At 38.6% G+C, this 19,553-nt stretch carries 17 protein-coding genes; 12 read left to right on the top strand and 5 right to left on the bottom strand.

Annotated elements, in window-relative coordinates; genetic code table 11:
- The first annotated feature begins 4 nt into the window (after positions 1 to 4).
- The 4 genes from paaI (at position 5) to D9O48_RS00635 (ending at position 4,658) form a co-directional block, all read left to right on the top strand.
- The gene (gene paaI / locus D9O48_RS00650; RefSeq protein ID WP_126969557.1) at positions 5 to 421 is read left to right on the top strand and encodes a hydroxyphenylacetyl-CoA thioesterase PaaI; all 417 of its coding nucleotides are present in this window, start codon (positions 5 to 7) and stop codon (positions 419 to 421) included.
- Between the two features lies 1 nt (position 422).
- Positions 423 to 1,040, top strand: a complete 618-nt coding sequence (locus D9O48_RS00645) for an acyltransferase (protein ID WP_126969555.1) — start codon at positions 423 to 425, stop codon at positions 1,038 to 1,040.
- 168 nt (positions 1,041 to 1,208) lie between these two features.
- Positions 1,209 to 2,210 carry a GTPase ObgE gene (obgE, locus tag D9O48_RS00640; RefSeq protein ID WP_126969553.1) on the top strand — a complete coding sequence of 334 codons (1,002 nt, stop codon included), beginning with the start codon at positions 1,209 to 1,211 and terminating at the stop codon, positions 2,208 to 2,210.
- Between the two features lie 243 nt (positions 2,211 to 2,453).
- On the top strand, positions 2,454 to 4,658 hold the full coding sequence (locus tag D9O48_RS00635) for a patatin-like phospholipase family protein (protein ID WP_126969551.1): 2,205 nt from the start codon (positions 2,454 to 2,456) through the stop codon (positions 4,656 to 4,658).
- Here the strand turns inward: D9O48_RS00635 and D9O48_RS00630 are convergent.
- Entirely contained in the window at positions 4,645 to 5,628 is a 984-nt protein-coding gene (locus tag D9O48_RS00630; RefSeq protein WP_126969549.1) for a coiled-coil domain-containing protein, read from the bottom strand. The genes D9O48_RS00635 and D9O48_RS00630 overlap by 14 nt on opposite strands.
- Positions 5,629 to 5,783: 155 nt before the next feature.
- On the bottom strand, positions 5,784 to 6,497 hold the full coding sequence (pyrH, locus tag D9O48_RS00625) for a UMP kinase (RefSeq protein ID WP_126969547.1): 714 nt from the start codon (positions 6,495 to 6,497) through the stop codon (positions 5,784 to 5,786).
- Positions 6,498 to 7,229: 732 nt separating this feature from the next.
- Here pyrH and D9O48_RS00620 point away from each other — a divergent pair.
- The 4 genes from D9O48_RS00620 to D9O48_RS00605 all read left to right on the top strand — a co-directional run bounded on the left by D9O48_RS00620 (position 7,230) and on the right by D9O48_RS00605 (position 11,500).
- On the top strand, positions 7,230 to 7,865 hold the full coding sequence (locus tag D9O48_RS00620; protein ID WP_126969545.1) for a response regulator: 636 nt from the start codon (positions 7,230 to 7,232) through the stop codon (positions 7,863 to 7,865).
- Between the two features lie 158 nt (positions 7,866 to 8,023).
- Positions 8,024 to 8,491, top strand: a complete 468-nt coding sequence (locus D9O48_RS00615; protein ID WP_126969543.1) for a SixA phosphatase family protein — start codon at positions 8,024 to 8,026, stop codon at positions 8,489 to 8,491.
- A gap of 87 nt (positions 8,492 to 8,578) precedes the next feature.
- Positions 8,579 to 10,033 (top strand): T9SS type A sorting domain-containing protein, encoded by a 1,455-nt coding sequence (locus D9O48_RS00610; RefSeq protein WP_126969541.1) that lies wholly within the window; start codon positions 8,579 to 8,581, stop codon positions 10,031 to 10,033.
- A 57-nt stretch (positions 10,034 to 10,090) separates the two neighbouring features.
- The gene (locus D9O48_RS00605) at positions 10,091 to 11,500 is read left to right on the top strand and encodes a T9SS type A sorting domain-containing protein (protein WP_158624780.1); all 1,410 of its coding nucleotides are present in this window, start codon (positions 10,091 to 10,093) and stop codon (positions 11,498 to 11,500) included.
- On the opposite strand, the gene D9O48_RS00600 is transcribed toward D9O48_RS00605, so the two are convergent.
- Positions 11,457 to 12,578, bottom strand: coding sequence for a glycosyltransferase (locus D9O48_RS00600; RefSeq protein WP_126969537.1), 1,122 nt, complete (start codon positions 12,576 to 12,578; stop codon positions 11,457 to 11,459). The genes D9O48_RS00605 and D9O48_RS00600 overlap by 44 nt on opposite strands.
- A gap of 222 nt (positions 12,579 to 12,800) precedes the next feature.
- Here D9O48_RS00600 and D9O48_RS00595 point away from each other — a divergent pair, with 222 nt between their 5' ends.
- On the top strand, positions 12,801 to 13,049 hold the full coding sequence (locus D9O48_RS00595; protein WP_126969535.1) for a hypothetical protein: 249 nt from the start codon (positions 12,801 to 12,803) through the stop codon (positions 13,047 to 13,049).
- 100 nt (positions 13,050 to 13,149) lie between these two features.
- On the opposite strand, the gene D9O48_RS00590 is transcribed toward D9O48_RS00595, so the two are convergent.
- Positions 13,150 to 14,412, bottom strand: a complete 1,263-nt coding sequence (locus D9O48_RS00590) for a pyridoxal phosphate-dependent aminotransferase (RefSeq protein WP_233589121.1) — start codon at positions 14,410 to 14,412, stop codon at positions 13,150 to 13,152.
- A gap of 147 nt (positions 14,413 to 14,559) precedes the next feature.
- On the opposite strand from D9O48_RS00590, the gene D9O48_RS00585 reads away from it, so the two are divergent.
- The 3 genes from D9O48_RS00585 to D9O48_RS00575 all read left to right on the top strand — a co-directional run bounded on the left by D9O48_RS00585 (position 14,560) and on the right by D9O48_RS00575 (position 18,499).
- On the top strand, positions 14,560 to 15,162 hold the full coding sequence (locus tag D9O48_RS00585) for a YceI family protein (RefSeq protein WP_199750469.1): 603 nt from the start codon (positions 14,560 to 14,562) through the stop codon (positions 15,160 to 15,162).
- Between the two features lie 64 nt (positions 15,163 to 15,226).
- On the top strand, positions 15,227 to 16,624 hold the full coding sequence (locus D9O48_RS00580) for a thioredoxin-like domain-containing protein (RefSeq protein WP_126969531.1): 1,398 nt from the start codon (positions 15,227 to 15,229) through the stop codon (positions 16,622 to 16,624).
- Between the two features lie 6 nt (positions 16,625 to 16,630).
- Positions 16,631 to 18,499, top strand: coding sequence for a peptidylprolyl isomerase (locus D9O48_RS00575; protein WP_126969529.1), 1,869 nt, complete (start codon positions 16,631 to 16,633; stop codon positions 18,497 to 18,499).
- A 93-nt stretch (positions 18,500 to 18,592) separates the two neighbouring features.
- Here the strand turns inward: D9O48_RS00575 and metF are convergent, their stop codons facing one another.
- Complete coding sequence (gene metF, locus D9O48_RS00570) at positions 18,593 to 19,546, bottom strand: methylenetetrahydrofolate reductase [NAD(P)H] (protein ID WP_126969527.1); 954 nt, start codon at positions 19,544 to 19,546, stop codon at positions 18,593 to 18,595.
- Positions 19,547 to 19,553: the final 7 nt, after the last annotated feature.

Genomic DNA, 19,553 nt, shown 5'->3' with positions numbered 1-19,553 from the left:
AATTATGCATACACCCAAACAAGTAGTTGATCATATGATGGAGCACGACGCTTTCAGTCGTTGGCTTGGCATCGAAATAATTGCTGTTGAAGAAGGTTATTCTAAAATCAGAATGGCTATCAGACCCGAAATGGTAAACGGATTCGGAATTATTCACGGTGGAATTGCATTTTCGTTAGCAGACAGTGCATTTGCTTTTGCTTGCAATAACCGTAACAATCTTTCGGTTGCGCTAGACACTTCCATCACATTTAATAAACCATTGAAAGTGGGTGATATCATCACCGCCGAAGCGAAAGAGTTACACAATGGTAAAAGCACCGGTCTCTACCATGTTACAATCTTTAATCAAACCGGAGAAGCTGCCGCACACTTTAAAGGTACCTGCTTCAGAACCGGAAAACCGCTTGTAAATTCATAATATGATTTACGCATTTGAAGATTTTATACCAGTAATACATCCTACAGCTTTTGTACACCCACAGGCAACCGTTACGGGTAATGTAATTATCGGCAAAGATGTTTACATCGGACCCGGTGCCGCTATTCGTGGCGACTGGGGCCAGATCATCATCGCCGATGGCTGCAATGTGCAGGAAAACTGCACTATTCATATGTTTCCCGGCGTAACCGTTCGTTTGGAAGAAGAAGCACATATCGGACACGGTGCCATCATCCACGGTGCACACATCGGTAAAAGATGCATGGTAGGCATGAACGCAGTAGTAATGGATGATGTAGTATTGGAGGAAGAGTGCATTGTAGGTGCACTGTCATTTCTGAAAGCAGGCGAAAAATTTCCTAAACGCAGCTTAATAGTGGGCAATCCGGCGAAAATTATCAAATCCGTCTCTGATGAAATGATGGAATGGAAAAACAAAGGAACAGCCCTTTATCGCTCATTACCAGCTACCTTACACCAAACACTCAAGCCTTGCGAGCCTTTAACAGAAATACCGGCTAACAGACCCGAACAACTCCCCAGTTACCAGACCTGGCTGAAAATCAATGGAGAAGGAAGAGCGGAGAGAGGAGAGTGAGTTGAAGAAGTTGTAATTTTCACCATTAAGAACATTCATTTTCTTATTAACTAATTGATACCGGCACATTACATAAAAACGCGTAGTCCGTTTTCCATTTTTCAACTTTCAACTTTCAATTTACCACCTCACCTTCCAACTAAAGCAGGAATAAACTACCTTTGCAGCGTGGAAAAATCAAACTTTGTAGATCAGATTAGAATCTTTTGCCGCTCAGGTCACGGAGGAGCAGGGAGTAAACACTTTATGCGTACAAAATTTAACGCTAAAGCAGGCCCTGACGGTGGTGACGGTGGACGTGGCGGACATATTATTTTACGTGGCAGTAAACATCTCTGGACTTTACTTCACCTTCGCTACTTTAAAAACGTATTAGCCGAAAACGGAGAGGGCGGAAGTGGAAACAACTGTACCGGACGTTTCGGTAAAGATGTGATCATTGAAGTTCCATTAGGAACAATAGCACGTGATGAAGAAACCGATGAAGTAGAAGCCGAAATTCTTGAAGACGGACAAGAAGTGATTCTGATGCGCGGTGGCCGTGGCGGTTTAGGAAATGCAAACTTCGCTACACCTACCAATCAGGCTCCGGAACATGCACAACCCGGTGAACCCGGTGTGGAAGGATGGAAAGTGCTGGAATTGAAAGTATTGGCAGATGTTGGGCTTGTAGGCTTTCCGAATGCCGGAAAATCAACTTTATTAAGCGTAATAACAGCAGCCAAACCCAAAATTGCCAACTACGCTTTTACCACCTTAACACCACAGTTAGGCATGGTCGAATACCGGGGAGGTAAATCTTTCTGTATTGCCGATTTACCCGGTATTATTGAAGGAGCGGCTGAAGGTAAAGGCTTAGGACATCGTTTCTTACGCCATATCGAAAGAAATTCAATTCTTTTATTCCTGATTCCGGCCGACTCTGCAGATCATAAAAAAGAATTTCAGATACTCGTAAACGAACTCGAACAATATAATCCCGAACTACTTCACAAACAATTTGTAATTGCAGTAAGTAAGTCAGATATGCTCGATGAAGAGCTAAAAGAAGCAATTGTAAACGAATTACCAGGAGATTATCCAATTGTATTTATCTCCTCAATGACAAATACTGGATTGCAGGAACTGAAAGATAAATTGTGGCAGGTAATGACTGAAAGTCAGGAATAAGAATAGTTATTATATATTTTTGAAGAGATTGTCTTTTTAAACAGGCAGTCTCTTTTTTTTGTACATTCATAAAACCATAACCATTTACGCATCTATTAAATCATTGATCAGCTAAAACAGCCGGCCAACATCAAGTGTTACAAACTCTTACCCAAAATCTAAGAAAAAATCATATCCTACCCTCACCATAATCCGGTAAACGATTTTTTATTTTTACGCTTCTGATAATTGCAAACCTTATCTATGAACAAGATACGTCTTTTCATTGCCCATTTATTCATTGCCATATGGGCGTACTTTCCAAGTATAGTAGTATGTGCTTTACTCTATCAGGTTTTCTGGAGTATAGCACAAAGCAGAGATCTTTTATACATGCAGGTTCATTCAAAAAAAGACCCCTGGCTATTTATACTGGCGAGTCTCTTCCTTTTCTATATGATATGGCACAGCTCCGAAATTATAGGAATCAACAAAGTGCGGAGGTTTGAACGGGAAAAAACACCCTCATTGGTTAGTGCTACCACTCCCAAAATTTTGTTATCACATCCTTTTTACCCCTCAAAACAATACTTCGGATCCGTATCAATTATTATTGCTTACATCGCTTACAGTATTATTATCGCCTCTTTTTTTAGAATAGCTCATTATTCAGAAGGTGTATACTCGTCTGCAAAGTTCATCAAGGAATTCTCCGTATTCTTCATTCTGCAGTATTCATTTTATGTACTGTTAAACCGGATAAATAAAAAAAATGAACGCCATCATCCTGAAAACATACTTATCAGGTATCTATTCATTAGTATTCTTGCCTTTACCTTTGGTTATTATTTCTTCAAAATTCATATTGATCAAACACCTAATCATTCTACCATTCCAATTACCGGCATGCTTACCGTATTCATTGTACAGCTCATTAGAAAAACATTATTGATTAAATATGAAGACAGATCATTCAATACAAATCAATTTTATTACAGGGTATTGAATTTCTTCGGTATACAAAATAAGTTTGCTGCTTCTTTTTTTATTTTCAACGTTATCGGAATTGCAGTTTTTCTGATATATGCAGTATGCGTAGCCGATATTCAGGCCGTTCAAACACTCGGCCCGCTTACCTTCTTACTATTAGCAATCGCCATCATCATTGGTGTGATTAACTTTATTATATTCTGTTCGATAAAAATCGGCTTCAATATTTATGTATTTATATTCATTATAGCCTTATTATTCGGTCAGTCTGAAAACCATTATGTACGAACCATAGCGGCCAATCAAAACGAATTACCTGCTCAAAAACGTTTATCAGAACATATTGAAAGTTTCTTACAACAGTTTGATGAAAATGGAGATTATGAAATACCCATGTACTTTGTACTCGCAAACGGAGGCGCCAGCAGAGCTGGCTGGTGGACCGGCGGGGTGCTGGCCTATCTTCAGGAAACCAGTCAATTTGATTCTGAACAATCTTTCTATCAGCACATGTTCGCTATATCCAGTGCATCAGGAGGTAGTGTTGGGGCAGCAAGTTTTTTGTATAAAGCAAAATCAAAAACAGCAGATGAACCGCTTTTTCATTCAGTGAGAAAAGTATTTGAAGCAGATCTTTTATCTCCGGGGTTAAGTTATTTTCTCTCATTCGACCTGGGAAGGTATCTTTTACCAATTTCTTTTACTTCTATTGATCGTAACATAAAACTTGAACAGGCTTTTGATCAATCAATGCAGTTAAAAGATAAACATTTACCTATTCAATACCTTTTTACCAACGACGCTTATAATTATGCGCCTATTTTTGCTTTCAATGTTACCAGAATGCAAGATGGCTCTCCGGCATTAGTCACTAACCTTGCCTATGGATACAACCGCTTCAACAACAGAGAAGATATTTTACATATAATGAGCCCCGACTCAACACTCACCATTAGTTCGGCAGCTTTCCTAAGTGCGAGGTTCCCTTATATAAGTCCTGCCGGCAGAATTAACGCAAAAAACAAAACAGTACACTATTATGTAGATGGAGGTTATTTTGATAACTCGGGAGCAGGGTTTATACAGGAATTATTAGGAGAAACAAAAGCAATCATTGATCAGAATGAAAAATATAAAAAATACCGGAACCGCATTCAATTTAAAATACTGCATATCAAAAATGCACCGCGGGGAGGAGTTAAACTGGAGAAAACACTACCGATGGTGAACGATTTCTTATCACCATTGATTACAGTAATGGGGGCTTATGACATGCAAACAAATACCAATGACTACCGGTTGATCAATTACATCAGTGATCGGGCATTCAGTTATGATACCATTACACTCGTAGATAAAGTAAGATTCAGATACCCTATGAACTGGGTGATGAGTGACTTTGTAATGAAACGGATGGATAGCCTCATTCAGGTACAATCAAAAGCATTTATGAACAAGCAAAAGATTAATCGTTATTAATCGATTTCTTATTTAACTGATGTTCTACATCCAGCATTCGTTTTACCTGTGTGTCTAATTTCTTATTTTGTTCGCAGAGCAATTGAAGATCTTTATTAAAAGCTTCGAGATAAGTCATTTTTTTCTGTAATTGCTGACGTTGGAAGTTAGCTTCTTTCAGGCGGTCTTCTGTGTCAGTCAACAAACGAACCAACCGTTGATTTTCTTCCATCAATTTGAACTGTTTTGATTTGGCATCATCGTATTCTTTTGCCAGCTCAAGGTGATGGTACTGCAACTCATCGTAATCAAAACTTCTATGTTTAGGAGAAGAAATATAGGTTTCAACTTTTACCAGCTTCTCTTGTAATTCTTTGTAATCGGTATAAGATTGTTCGAGCCTTGTTCTCAAATCAGCATACAGCTCGAGCTCCTGATTTACTTTCTCGATATGACCGTCTCTTTCATTGATCGCAAGGCGTAAATCATGATTTTCCTTCTGTAATCTTTTCGTAAGCTCCAGTGCGTTATTGAATTGAGATTCTCTGTTCTGATAGTCTTCAATTTGCTGTAGAAGTTTATGAATGTTTTGCTGATGTTCTATCAGGTGGTGCTGTGTATTATACAGCTGATCGAGATAGTTTGCAGGAATTTTGGTAGACTGATATTTTTTCAAAAGTTCTTCTAACTGATCGATTTCCTGTTTCAATACTTCAATTTCATTGTTAGAGAACCTGATTTGTTCCATAGCATCTTTAGAAGTTGCACGAAACTCTTCCTGTAGTTTTTTATAATTAGCCTGTTCTTCGTAAAACTTCATCCGCCAGGTATCGGCATCAGTGATCGACTTATCAGTTCTTTTTTGAACCCGTGGGCCGCTTACAAAAAAATGAATAAAATACCCTAATACAATCGAAGCTGATTGCAGTATAATGATCTCCAGCCAACCGAAGTTTGCAAAGAAATCTACAAGAATAGTAAGAAATGTCATGATTGTATTAAGGGACTCACGGTTTACAAATAAAGCAAGTCATTCATGGGATATTACGTAACCGGGGGAAGTGGGTTTTACTTCTTCCGGTCAAGATAGTATGAAATTTTCAGATTTGCAAGAAGCAAATCTGAAAACTCGCAAAATATTGAATACTAACCTTTTACAAGAGTTCCAACACGTTCTCCGCAAACAACTTTCATTAAATTTCCAGGCTTGTTCATATCGAAAACGATAATTGGTAAGTTGTTTTCTTTACAAAGTGTGAAAGCCGTCATGTCCATCACTCTCAGATCGTTCTGAATACACTCATTAAAAGTAATAGTATCATACTTTTTAGCGGTTGGATCCTTTTCAGGATCAGCTGTATAAATACCATCTACACGGGTACCTTTCAAGATAACATCTGCCTGAATTTCGATTGCTCTCAGAGAACCGGCAGTATCTGTGGTGAAGTAAGGGTTTCCGGTTCCTGCACCAAAAATCACCACTCTTCCTTTTTCAACGTGGCGGATTGCTCTTCTTCTGATGTAAGGTTCTGCAATTTGCTCCATTTTAATGGCTGACTGCAAACGAGTGAACACACCTACTTTTTCAAGCATCGCCTGTAAAGCCATACCGTTAATCACAGTCGCTAACATGCCCATATAGTCACCATGAGCTCTTTCAATACCGGTTTCAGCTTCATTCATTCCTCTATAAATGTTGCCACCACCGATTACAACTGCTACCTGAACTCCTAAGTCAGCGATTTCTTTGATATCTCTTGAATATTGCTCAATAACAGCTGGGTCTAATCCGTAACTGTTTGACCCCATTAAAGATTCTCCGGATAATTTTACGAGTACGCGTTTGTATTTTGGTAGCATAGACAACTATATATATTGAGTGCGAAGATAAACTTTTCGGCGTTTTCGCTAAAAGCTTTTTGTAAATATTACATTTTAGACAGCAAAGGCGGCTTTCCAGCCGTACCTGCCCCTGTAATTTTCTCTTTACTCACTTGCCAGACAGCTTAGCGTCAGCTGATTTTATACAATTACCGGCGAACAGTCATTAGCTTTTTTAAATCTATTAAAAAAATCATATGAACAGAAACGGATCAAACTTATCAAAAAGCTTATTCTATATGCTCTCAAGAGCTAAATACATTGCCTTAAAAAGATTTAATACGGTCAGGTTTCTTAAATTCAGTTATTAAAAAAAATAACCAACTAAAACCGGTTTCTCCAAAAGTCATAAAAAAGTCACAGTGATGTATAGTGTACGATCAGTATATTTGCTCATCAAAAGTATATATCCGCCGCTTTTAAACAGCTTTCAAAAAACAAATTAGCATAAGGATGATCGTTCACTCATCCCCAATATGGAGTATAGACTTTGACATATCGCAAAGAATCTGCTAAAAAATAATTTTTTTCAGATGCTTTGATGATTTTTTGCGAAAAATTCATCAAATTAGCAGAGATGCATTTCTCCCAAAGAACTCAATGTTCAGATCCCATTTTCAATCAATATCTATTTGAAATAATCTTTTTATTGAAACCAATACGCTTTACATTTCAAGTTGAATGAAATGAGAAGAAAGAAAACTAGAGCTTATGAGCAAAATTTCGATAATGATCATTGATGACCATACCCTGATTCGCGAAACATGGTCTTTTTTGTTAAACAGAAACGGAAGTTTTGAAGTGATCGCAGAGGTTGGCAATGGTCATGACGCAATCGAAATTGTCAAAGACCTTCGTCCTCACATCATTCTTTTAGATATCAATATGGCTCCGATTAACGGATTTGATGTATTGAAATCAATCAGAAAACTCTCGCCTGGGTCAAAAGTGATCGGGATATCCATGCACAGTCAGCCTTCATATGCAAAAAAAATGCTTCGTCTCGGAGCCAGAGGGTACGTTACCAAAAACTCTCCGCGACAAGAAATGCTCGACGCTATCCGGGAAGTGCACAATGGTAATATCTATATCTGCCAGGAAGTAAAAAATATTCTCTCCGAACAAATCTTAACTGACGAAGATGAGTTTCCAGGACTCAAAACCCTTTCGGAAAGAGAATTGGAAGTAATTCATCTGATCAGAGACGGACTTTCCTCAAAAGAAGTAGCTCACCGGCTTCAAATTGCCATCAAAACCGTAGAAGTACACAGACATAATATCCTGAAGAAACTCAAAGTAAAAAACACCGCATCACTTATTAACTATATCAACGCAAACGGACTGTAGTATCAAACTTCAAATTTGGCAAACTATTTGCTTGCTAAATCTGCCGACTGTTTGATACCTATGGGGAACTTTATAGAATAATATACTGTGCGAGCAGTATATTATTTTTTAAAAAGAGGGGCTTGCCCCTCTTTTTTTAACCACGCTAAAAATTATTTATGAAGCATATTTTAATTGTAAGACATGCTGATAGCGGTTACGACTTTTTTTCAAGCGATTTTGAAAGGAAACTGACCGACATCGGTACCGCACAATGTATGCTTCTAGATACATTTATCCACAAAAACCAGTTAGGCCTTCAACTTATTGTAGCCAGTTCTGCTATAAGAACAATGGAAACAGCAAGTAGTTTTAGCAGCCCCAGCGTCCCAATCCAACCTTACGAAGAACTTTATAACGCTTCTGCCGAACAGCTGGTTAAAGTAATACAGCAAACTAATAACCAGTTTGATACAATTGCTGTTGTAGCACACAATCCCGGAATCACCGATTTAATAAATTTACATTCAAATGTAAAAATTGATGTACTTCCTACCGGAAGTGCCGTATTTTTGAACACAAATGTAAATGGCTGGAATGATTTTGGAACACAAGCAATGTCCTATATCCATTTCCACAAACCATAAGCATCCTTATCCATTACCTATCAGGAAGAACATTACAGGTCCATCCCCTATAGAAACAAACTTTAATGACTTGTAATTTATTTCTTTATGTCTAGCCTTAAATCAACCTTCCTCACCTGTCTGACTTTAGGTCTGGCAGTGACCGGGTTCGCTCAATCTGTTAAACTCACCTGTTATCCGGGTGACCCTGTTGCATTGACCGAAGTGAGATTTCAATCTCCGCGCGCCAATGTTACCATACCCAATACCAATCAGGTAAAAGGTTATCTGGAACACCTTCCCGACGGCTACAATGCCCAGGATGCTAACACAAAATATCCTTTAGTAATCGTATTACACGTACTCAATGAATGGGGTAATGGAACAGAAGCCGACCTGTGTAAATTTTTTGCTAACAAATGGCAGGCCTTTCCTTACATCAGAATTGAAAACGGTAGCTGGCCGGCCACACTGCCCACCGGTACTAATGAAAATAAAAGATTCATTACGTTAACACCTCAGTTTACCGTAGGTACTTATAGTCATGTACCCGTTGATGCTTTTATTGAATATGCAAAAGCCAACTACAACGTCGACGCCAGCAGAATTTATCTGATTGGTACCAGCCAGGGGGCAAACGTAGCATTAGAGTACGTAGGTTCCAGCGAAGCTAATGCGAAAAAAATTGCCGGAATTCTCGCTCTTTCGCCTTGTTCAGCCATCAATGCCACTCAGGCACAAAATATTAAAAACGGAAACGTAGGCGTTTGGCAGTCACAATGCGAAAATGACAACCTTTGTAACAGCCAAACCGCTTCTAATAATTATAACAGGTTAAGAACCGCCGGCGTTGATAACAATAAAAACGTTTTATCGCACCTCACCAACTCCACAGGATGTGTGAGTGGTAATCCACATGATTCGTGGACCCCAACCTTAAGCCCGTCATTCACCTATTCAACATTGTCGAGCCCGGCCTCAGTTTACCAATGGTTCGGCACATTAACAGCAGGCCAGATTCTCCCGGTAACCCTGAAGTCATTCGACGTTAAAGTAGTCAACAATCAAGGCTGGTTATCATGGGAAACCACTCAGGAAGAAAATGGCGAATACTTTTACATTGAACGCGCAGGCGATAACATGAACTTTATTGTTGCCGACTCACTGTTTACTAAAAATATCCCTAACGGAAGCAAATACCAATGGGTAGACGGTAACCCTTCTATTGGAAACAACTATTACAGGTTGGTTCAAAAAGATAAAGACGGGAAACTGCAGTTTTTTGAAATTAAAAAGATCACGATCCAGGCGCAAAAATTAATTACGATTATCAATAATCCTTTCCAGCATCAGGTTAAGTTTTCCATTCAATCTACTGTATCCGACCAATATCAGATTCAGGTGAGAGATATTCAGGGAAAAGTATACCACACAGAAAAGCTACAGGCCCAGGCTGGAAGAAGAGATGTAGAAGTGCAGGCAGGCAATTGGCCGGCAGGCATGTATCTGCTCTCTATTCAAAGCAACGGAACAACAGAAACACACAAATTGATCAAAAGATAGTGAACGATTGTCCGGTAGTTATCTACTACCGGAATGCCGTATCTAAATCTCATTTTAATGAAAACAGTAACGCTTTACCTATTATTAGGGCTGCTTCCCTATGCAGGTCTCCAATCGCAGAATAGCTGTGAAGGAACCATCAGCCCAACGAAACAAGAACTCAGAACCAATGTCACCATTCCGAACACGAATCTTATTAAAGGTTATGTAGAACATGTTCCGGCTGATTATTGGTCTTCTCAAAACCGGTTTTATCCTCTGGTCATTTTTGTACATGGCAGGGGGGATGCAGGTGACGGGTCGGCAAATGCGAATGGCCTATGTAAACTTTTTAATCCTGTAATGAACTATCCTACGGCAATGATTGAAAGAGGTACCTGGCCTTCGGCACTGGTAAATGCCAATGGAAGAGAATTTCCTTTTATCACTCTGTCGCCACAGTTTTCAGATTGGGATTATAGCGAAGTCGCCATCGGCGATTTTATCAACTATGCCACACAACAATATCGGGTAGATACTGATAGAATCTATCTGATCGGTGCGTCACAGGGTGCAGAAGTGATACAGAAATATGTAGGCAGCAGCGACAGGAATGCGCAAAGTATCGCTGCCATTATCCCCATCGCCGCTTGTAAATATATAAGCAATGGAATAGCTCAGAATATTGGAAGGAATAAGCTGGGTGTATGGACGAGTCAATGCTCCAGCGATTTAATGTGCGACGCAAATGCTGCACTAATGAATCATGCGAATATTAATAATGCGAGCACTGACAAAAGAGCGATTTTGTCTAACTTCCCTGAGCCAGGTTTTCCATGTCTGCAGGATCCGCACGATACCTGGTCAATCATGCTCGACCCCAACTACAAAAAGACTATTAACGGACGATCTGTTAATATCTATGAATTCATGATTTCTTACAGCTCAGGAATGGTACTGCCGGTGCAATTAGCAAACTTTGAGGTTAGCCTACGCAATGGTCAACCTTTTTTACAATGGCAAACAAGTCAGGAACAAAACGGTTACCTCTTTTATATAGAAAGAGCCAGAGAAGGGGAAGCTTTCCAGCGTGTAGACTCTCTATATACCAGAAACAATCCCTCCGGATCAAGCTATGAATGGACCGATGCATTTCCGGTAAATGGTAAAATACAATACCGTTTATCGCAGGTAGACAAAGACGGATTTATAGAATACTATCCTATTAAATGGATCACGATTGCTACTCAAAGTGAAATAGTTGTTAAACAAAATCCATTCTATACACAACTCAACGTAGAGATATTCGATGCTACACAGCACTCTTTACCGATTCGTATTGTCGATATCAATGGAAAGATATTATTTCAACAGGCTTATCAGCTAAATAACGGAAGAATATCATTAGCCGTAAACACAGAACAATGGTCACGCGGACTATATATTATTCAATATGGTTCGAAGACGAGGAAAGTAATGAAGCAATAAGCGCCTTTATCTCATTTTTATCAGCTGCTGCCGGTCTTATATCATTATAAGAGAAGGCAGCGGCTTTTTTTATGCAGTTCTGTAAATTGAAATCATTTTGTTCCACTGAAAAAACCCACCCTCTTTGCATCAGGTAGCAGGCCAGGTATTCTTGTTCAGCCTGACCGGGAGTGGGAATTACAATAGATTTCCAACCGCCCGTAATCCACTCCATTAAGCTGGTATAGCCGGCTCTGCCCATTACCCATTCTGTTTGCGATAAAAGATGTTCTATCTCGGCCAAACCGGCAAGATCTATCCAGTTAGTAAACTGCAGTGATGACAATTTTTGAAGTGCCTGCACTGAAAATTCTTTTTTTGTACCCCGAATGAATGTAATGTGTCGGTTATTCACAGGAAGCTGATTAACAATAAGTTCCTCTAGCACCGTACGCTGCGGTTCGGGGCCTGACAAAATAATTAATAATTTTTCCGAACCTTTTTGCGCCTGAGTTTGTAATCTATTCAAAGAACCTATCCATTTTACAGGTACCTGAATATTATCTGAAGCGGCAGATAAACTTCCCGCTAAACTATTTAGCCCCACACCATCTACCACCCACACTTCATTAAAACGCGACAATAACTTGCGGTTAATCCGGTTGGCAACTGCATCCACCCATTTTCCTAAGCCGGTTTGAATATTTAATTGATGCGTCAGTATAACAGAAGGAATTTCCGGGTGATAAAATCCATATTTATTATCTGATATAATCAACTCAATGTCATACTGCTGGCTCAGACGTGCTACAATTTTGTTATCTCTTTTTACTTTCATTAACTGAAAGGGTGCTTGCAGGCTTAATTTGAATAGGGTTGCTGCTTTAGTTTTTCCGTATTTTGGGGCATCATCTGCTGCATTAAAAAAAATTAATCCGTCAAAAGATTTTGCTAAAACCTCTTGCTGCGCAGGTGTACAAACAATAAGTAGCTGTTTTTTTAGTTCTATTAAGGAGAGAATGATTGGAAAACACCGAGTAAGATGACCGAAGCCCCAGTTTAGCATTGAAAGCACGACTAATGGTTTCTTATTACTCATAAAAATTTCAAAAAAAAGATAAATTTACGAAAGTTATATATTGTTTTTTTGTTAACTTAGGAAACAGATATGAAGAATAAATCAATCAATTTTAAAATCCTTATCGCTGTGTTGGTATTAGCTGTTTTTGCCGCCAGCTGTACATCGTCAAAAACTACCAGGGGCAAAGGTTGTGGATGCGCCTTGAACAAAGGCTTTGTAGGCTATTAAAGTTTAATTATCATGAAAAGCTCCAATCGCGATTTGCTTGTCTTAGTAAAAGATGAAAATGTTGACGACAGTGCCATTCAATCAGAGTTAGAATCACTCAATCAGCTCTTGTATTGGTATGAAACAGAAAACAACAGCCTTAAATGTTATGAAGTTATCGATGTAGATAAACACAAGATACTTCAGACGAAGCAGCATATTCAGAAAGCCCTGGCTAAACTGAGCAAGCAGCCATTTCTATTTTTACTAAACAAAAACTAACATATTAAAGAGGGAATTACTCATTGAAGTAATTCCCTCTTATTATTGTAAGTCCGCTCCAACATCCTCATCACTGCGGATACTATTCTTATATTTATTATTACTTCAACTCAATCAGCGCTTTTCTCAACTGCTCTATCATTGCAGGAATCTCTTCGAGCTTACAGGTTCCGATCGACAGTCTGTACCAGTTTGAATCGGCAGAAGCACCAAACGCACTAAATGGTACAATCGCCAGTTTTGCCTTATCTAATAAATATCCGGTAACATCCGACTGTTTTGCCAGTAACTTTCCGTCAGCAGTTGTTTTACCTGCCAGATTGAACTGAAGCGTCAGGTATATAGCTGCCTGAGGAGCAATAGCATCAACGGCAAAACCTTCTGCTTTCAACTGTTGAAACCCTTCATAAATACCTTTCAGACGGGCATATACCTTCGTTTTAAAGGAAGCTAAATACTGATCGATTTCAGTTTGTTGTAAAAGGAATTTTGCAGTAGCTTTTTGTTCGGCCATCGGAGCCCAGGCCCCTACATGGCTTAATATGGCTTTCATTTTTGCCAATACTGCTTTAGGGCCGGTTGACCAACCCACTCTGACACCCGTTGCAGCAAATACTTTACTGATGGCATCAACAAAAATAGTATAGTTGCGCATCTCCGGAACCAGTGTTACCGGATCAACGTGTTTAATACCATCAAAAGTCAGCATCCAATACATCTGATCATACATCACATATAACTTCTTGCGGTCTGCTCCACGCTTAGCATTTTCAGCTACAACCATATCGCAGATTTTTTTCAACTCTTCTGTGTTGAAAACTGTACCGGTCGGATTTAAGGGCGAACATAAAGCCAGTAATGTTGCACTTGATATATAAGGAGCGATCTGCTCTGCCGTTAGCATGAAGTTGGTTTCAGGTGTCGTTTCAATCGTCACGTGAGTGGCTCCTACAAAATGTGTATAATGATTATTATTCCATGAAGGAACAGCGTATACCACCTCATCACCCGGGTCACAGATAGCACGGTATAAAGTATAGATTAACGGTCTTCCGCCGGAAGCCACCAAAATCTCATCTACCCCATATTTAACACCGGCATTCTTCTCCAGAAAAGAAGAAATACTCTCTCTCAGGTCTAAATTACCTTCCGCAGAAGGATAGTTCGTGAAATTTTGTTGATAAGCCTCAATAATGGCGGTCTTTAAACCATCCGGAATCGGAAAAATAGAAGGATCGAAATCGCCGATGGTAAAGTTATAGATATGCTCCCCGCCGCGAATCTTTTCTTTAATATCAGCTCCCAGTTTTACAATCTCAGAGCCGATCAGAGTTTCTGCTAATTGACTAAATTTCATAGACATGAAAGAATAAATCTATTTGATAATGAAACTAAGGTATAAAAATTCTGTAAGAGAGATGGGTATAATTTTTGATTTTAATAAATCCTTATAAATCTTTTATTTAATTTAGTCTGATCTTAGATTAAATTGATCAAAACAAACACACCAATGAGAAAAAACCTATTGAAAAGAACAATGGCCCTGGCTTTGTCAACTTTTCTGTCAGTAACATTCGTTAATGCCCAAACCACGTGGAAAGTAGACCGTTCACACTCTGTTGTAAAATTTGTTGTTACGCATAACGTAGTATCCGAAGTAGAAGGAACTTTCAAAGTTTTTGATGGCACCATAAAAACTGCCAAAGAAGATTTCACAGACGCTCAGATTGATTTTACCATTTCTGTTGAAAGTATCAACACAAACAACGAAGGAAGAGATCGTCACTTAAAAGCTGATGATATGTTTGATGTTGCAAAATTCCCGAACGCTACTTTTAAAAGCACTTCATTCAAACATTTAGGTGGAAACAAATACGAACTGAAAGGCAATCTTACTATTAAAGACGTTACCAAACCAGTGACCTGGGAAGTAACTTACGGCGGAAGCATTCAGGGTGCAAGAGGAAAAAAAGCCGGATTCAAAGCTAAAACCACTATTGACCGTTTCGACTATAATATTAAATGGAATCGTGTAATTGAAGCCGGTGGATTAGTAGTTGGAAAAGAGGTAGAAGTTGAAGTAAAATTAGAACTTGACGAAGTAAAGCAATAATATAACTTAACCTTATTTTTACAGGCTGAAGCATATTGCTTTAGCCTTTTTATTAATCAGTAATATGAAACACTTTTTTTTATTGATCGTTTGCTGCTGGATAAGCACCTGTTTTGCTCAATCACATGACATCACTGTAGAACTTTCAAAATTTGCCAATCAGAAAGTTTACCTGGGTTTTTATTATGGATCGTCCAAAGGATTACAAGACTCGGTGGTTTTAGACGCAAACGGCAAGGGACACTTTAAAGGCAATAACCCGTTGAGTAAAGGAATTTATTTTCTGGTGTCTCCCCAAAAGGAAATAATGTTTGAATTACTGATTCCTGAATCGCAGAATTTCTCTATCCGGTCTAATTCATCAACGTTCCCATACGATCTGAAGTTCACTGGTTCTGATGAAAATCAACTCTTCTACCAATACAGTTTACAATCTAATTTCTATGGCCAGTCACTTAACAGGCTTTATAAAATTCCTGACCCGTCGCCATTGGTAAAAGACAGTATTCAAACCTATCAGCAAAAGTTAAATGATGCACGGAAAATGGTCGTTAACAGTAATCCTAATTCGATGATTGCCCATTTTCTGAAAGCGATGGAAGAGCCCGCCATTCCTCCGGCCAGCCAGCAACCGGGAGGGAAGTTCGATACTGCTTACGTTAGAAAATATTTTAAAGATAACTACTGGGGGCCTATTGACTTCACCGATGCCATGTACCTGCGCACCCCCTTTTTCGAAAGCAAACTGAATACCTACTTTACTCATATTATTGCCCCTGTAGCTGACAGTATTATTAAAGAAGTTGATTACATGCTGGCATTTGCCAGTGTTGATGCTGAAATGTATCGTTACCTGCTAATGCATTTTGTGTCTAAATATATCCAACCCCAATACATGGGGCAGGATGCTGTTTTCATCCATCTTTTTGAAAAGCATATAGCACCGGGAAATGCTGATTTTATTCCGAAAGAAACAAGAGAGTTTATAGACAAAAGAGCCTATAGCATGATGGCCAATCAGATTGGTAACCCGGCACCCGCGCTTGACCTGATTGACATCAATGGAAAAAACATCTCCTTATACAAGATAAATGCCCCTTTAACCGTTATATGTTTTTGGGACCCAACCTGTTCGCATTGCAAAGAGCTAATGCCTAAGATAGATTCGGTTTACCAAAAAGAATGGAAACAAAAGGGTATCGTTTTATTAGCCGTAAATATTGGTCAGGATATACCCCTCTGGAAAGACTATATTAAAACAAATAAAATAGACACCTGGACTCATGCATATCGGGATCATGCAGCAGAAGAAGCCTTGCTGGCTCAGCAGAAACCTGGCTACAAACAATTATACGACATCTTCCAAACACCCTTACTGTATCTGGTAGATGATCAGAAAAGAATTGTAGCCAAACGACTGAATCTCGAACAGCTCAACGAAATGGTTAAATTAAAATTATAAAGTCTGATGAAGACCTGCAAAAAATGGTATAGCCTCTTAATAGCCTGTTGTTTTTACTCAGGACTGGCCTCTCAAACGCTTTTCTCAATTGGTAATCAGGAAGTGTCTTTACAATCATTTGAACAAGCCTACAAAGAAAATATAGATTTAGGCAGATCCACCGAATCAAAAAAAGAATTTCTTGAAACCTTTATTAATTACCAGTTAAAAGTAAAAGAAGCTTACTCGCAGGGGCTCGACCGTTCTTTCGTTATCAACAACGAGCTGAACTCTTACAAAGAACACTTATTACATAAATATCGCTACGACATTGATACATATGAATTCTTGATAGAAGAAGCAAAAACAAGAGCACAAACAGATATCAAAGTATCGTATATCGTGGTACCGGTAGATTATACAAATCCGGTTTTTGCTGAATCAAAAATAAAACAAGCACATGAATCATTAAAGAATGGATTATCTTTTCAGCAAGCAGCAGAAAAATTTTCAGAAGACCCTACTGTTCAACAAAATCAGGGTGAAGTAGGATATATCACTGCTTTTACGCTTCCCTATAAAATAGAAAACCATATTTATCAATTGAAAGACAATGAGTACACCGTTCCTTTCAGACATGGTAATAAATGGTATATTTTCAAAAGAGACGGCAGCAAAAAATCAGAAGGAAAAATACAGGTACAACAAATTGCTTTGTATTATCCCGGCGAAATCAATCAGCATAACAGAGACTCGTTGTTTACATTAGCCCAAAAGATAAAAAAAGAGCTCAATACCTCATTCACGTTCGATGACGCAGTAACAAAGTACCATTCCGACCCGAGAGCAATTATAAACAAGGGTCTGTTAAACGCATTCGGCACAGGTGAATATGACAGTCAGTTTGAACAATATGCTTTTTCATTAAAACAGGAAGGACAAATCTCTCAACCTTTTGAAACAAGTTTCGGCGTTCATATTTTAAAACTGGTAAGCCGGCTCTCTATCAATTCATTTTCGAATGAATACTGGCAACAACGGGTTGAAACCAGCGACAGAATCTCTACGGCCTTTGAAGTACTGAATAAAAAAATTGAACAAAAATTAGCAGTAAAAAGAACAGATTCTGCCGGGCTGATATCTTTGTTGAAGCAAGTTGCCCATTCATATCAGGATAACAATGCTTCAATAGACACTTCGATTGTATTGGCTACGTATGCGGAGCAGTCAATAAAAATCAAAGACTGGCAACAATACTTTGAACAACTACGTAGAAACAGGGCAACTATTTCAGAAGAGGACTATTACTTCTACTTTAATCAGTTGCTGCAACAAAGATTACAAAGCCATTACAGAAACAATATGGATCGCTATGAACCCGTATATGCCAAACAGGTTCAGTCATTCAAAGAGAGTACAATGTTGTTTGAGCTGATGCAGGCAAACGTATGGAACAAAAATGACAGTGCAACTATACAGCAATATTACCGTCAGCACCAATCAGACTTCAAATGGAAGCCTTATGCCAAAGTACTATTTCTGAGTTCACTCACAGATGAAGATATCAGTAGCATTATCAATAAAATTCAAACTATTGAACAGCTAAAAAAATTAAAGAGTAATGATATCTATTTCATTCATACATCTAAAGAAGACTTATCTACCCTGCAATTACCGGAACCGGCTGCAGGAAAACTTTATCCTTCTTTAAACGAAGGTGTGCAAAGCCTGGTAGGAATTGAATCAATTCATAAAGGCGGGGAACAAAAAACTTTTGAAGAAGCTTTAATTGATGTAACAAATGCTTATCAGAAAAGTATTGAAGATGAATGGATGAAAGAGCTCAAACAAAAGTATCCGGTAAAAATCAACAAAAAATTGTATAAAAAATTATAAAGAGCGTTTAAAACAATTGCACTTTTTTAAAAAAAAAGGATGTTACTCACAACCGGTGCAACATCCTTTTTTATTGGTACAATCTTTTTTATTTTAAAACAGGCGTTCAACTACATTTTTAATAATAGCTGGTTTTCCCAAAGTATAATAATGTATTACCGGTACATTGGCAGCCTTTAGCTCTTTAGATTGCTCATAAAGCCAATCAGCCCCTACTAACTCTACTTCAGCATCTGATTTACACTTCATTACTTCTGTGCTCAGTTCAGTAGGTATATCCACGTGAAAAGTTCTTGGAATAACTGATAATTGTTTTTTTGTAGTAAGTGGTTTCAATCCCGGAATAATAGGCACATTAATACCAGCCTTTCTGCAACGGTCAACAAAATCAAAAAATTTCCTGTTATCGAAGAACATTTGCGTTACAATATAGTCAGCTCCGCCATCAACCTTTGCTTTCAGATAAGCCAGATCGGTTTCAAAGTTAGGTGACTCAAAGTGTTTTTCCGGGTATCCTGCCACACCAATACAGAAATTCGTCTTAAAACCGTCTCTGATATCATCTTCCAGGTAAATTCCGCTGTTTAGATTCGTTACCTGTTTTAACAAATCTGTAGCATATCGGTTGCCGTCAGGTTCCGGTTCAAAAAGTGTTTCATTTTTAGCAGCGTCGCCTCTTAATACCAATACGTTATTCACACCGATGAAGTTGAGGTCAATCAAGGCATCCTCAGTTTCACGCTTATTAAAGCCGCCACAAATCAAATGCGGAACAGCATCCACCTTATAATGGTTCATGATAGCCGCACAAATACCCACCGTACCGGGTCTTTTGCGCACCTCTACTTTATCGAAAGTACCATCAGCCTTCTTCTTAAAAACATGTTCGCTTCTATGATAAGTAACATTAATGTAAGCAGGCTTAAACTCCATTAAGGGGTCTAAATGGTCATATATTGAATTGATTGTCTTTCCTTTGAGTGGAGGTAGTATTTCAAATGAAATCAAGGTATTTTTAGCCTGAGCAATATGTTCGGTTACTTTCATAATTTTA

The sequence above is a fragment of the Gynurincola endophyticus genome (genome assembly GCF_003991195.1).
Taxonomy (GTDB): domain Bacteria; phylum Bacteroidota; class Bacteroidia; order Chitinophagales; family Chitinophagaceae; genus Gynurincola; species Gynurincola endophyticus.
Note: the sequence above shows the minus strand (reverse complement) of the source record. Positions and strands in the feature narration are given on the sequence as shown.

Excerpts from the sequence above, each read along its gene's own strand:
- D9O48_RS00620 (WP_126969545.1), top strand. The coding sequence starts at position 7,230 with ATGAGCAAAATTTCGATAATGATCATTGATGACCATACCCTGATTCGC.
- metF (WP_126969527.1), bottom strand. The coding sequence starts at position 19,546 with ATGAAAGTAACCGAACATATTGCTCAGGCTAAAAATACCTTGATTTCA.
- D9O48_RS00615 (WP_126969543.1), top strand. The coding sequence starts at position 8,024 with ATGAAGCATATTTTAATTGTAAGACATGCTGATAGCGGTTACGACTTT.
- D9O48_RS00635 (WP_126969551.1), top strand. The coding sequence starts at position 2,454 with ATGAACAAGATACGTCTTTTCATTGCCCATTTATTCATTGCCATATGG.
- D9O48_RS00575 (WP_126969529.1), top strand. The coding sequence starts at position 16,631 with ATGAAGACCTGCAAAAAATGGTATAGCCTCTTAATAGCCTGTTGTTTT.
- paaI (WP_126969557.1), top strand. The coding sequence starts at position 5 with ATGCATACACCCAAACAAGTAGTTGATCATATGATGGAGCACGACGCT.
- pyrH (WP_126969547.1), bottom strand. The coding sequence starts at position 6,497 with ATGCTACCAAAATACAAACGCGTACTCGTAAAATTATCCGGAGAATCT.
- D9O48_RS00595 (WP_126969535.1), top strand. The coding sequence starts at position 12,801 with ATGAAAAGCTCCAATCGCGATTTGCTTGTCTTAGTAAAAGATGAAAAT.
- D9O48_RS00610 (WP_126969541.1), top strand. The coding sequence starts at position 8,579 with ATGTCTAGCCTTAAATCAACCTTCCTCACCTGTCTGACTTTAGGTCTG.
- D9O48_RS00600 (WP_126969537.1), bottom strand. The coding sequence starts at position 12,578 with ATGAGTAATAAGAAACCATTAGTCGTGCTTTCAATGCTAAACTGGGGC.
- D9O48_RS00585 (WP_199750469.1), top strand. The coding sequence starts at position 14,560 with ATGAGAAAAAACCTATTGAAAAGAACAATGGCCCTGGCTTTGTCAACT.
- D9O48_RS00590 (WP_233589121.1), bottom strand. The coding sequence starts at position 14,412 with ATGTCTATGAAATTTAGTCAATTAGCAGAAACTCTGATCGGCTCTGAG.
- D9O48_RS00645 (WP_126969555.1), top strand. The coding sequence starts at position 423 with ATGATTTACGCATTTGAAGATTTTATACCAGTAATACATCCTACAGCT.
- D9O48_RS00605 (WP_158624780.1), top strand. The coding sequence starts at position 10,091 with ATGAAAACAGTAACGCTTTACCTATTATTAGGGCTGCTTCCCTATGCA.
- D9O48_RS00630 (WP_126969549.1), bottom strand. The coding sequence starts at position 5,628 with ATGACATTTCTTACTATTCTTGTAGATTTCTTTGCAAACTTCGGTTGG.
- D9O48_RS00580 (WP_126969531.1), top strand. The coding sequence starts at position 15,227 with ATGAAACACTTTTTTTTATTGATCGTTTGCTGCTGGATAAGCACCTGT.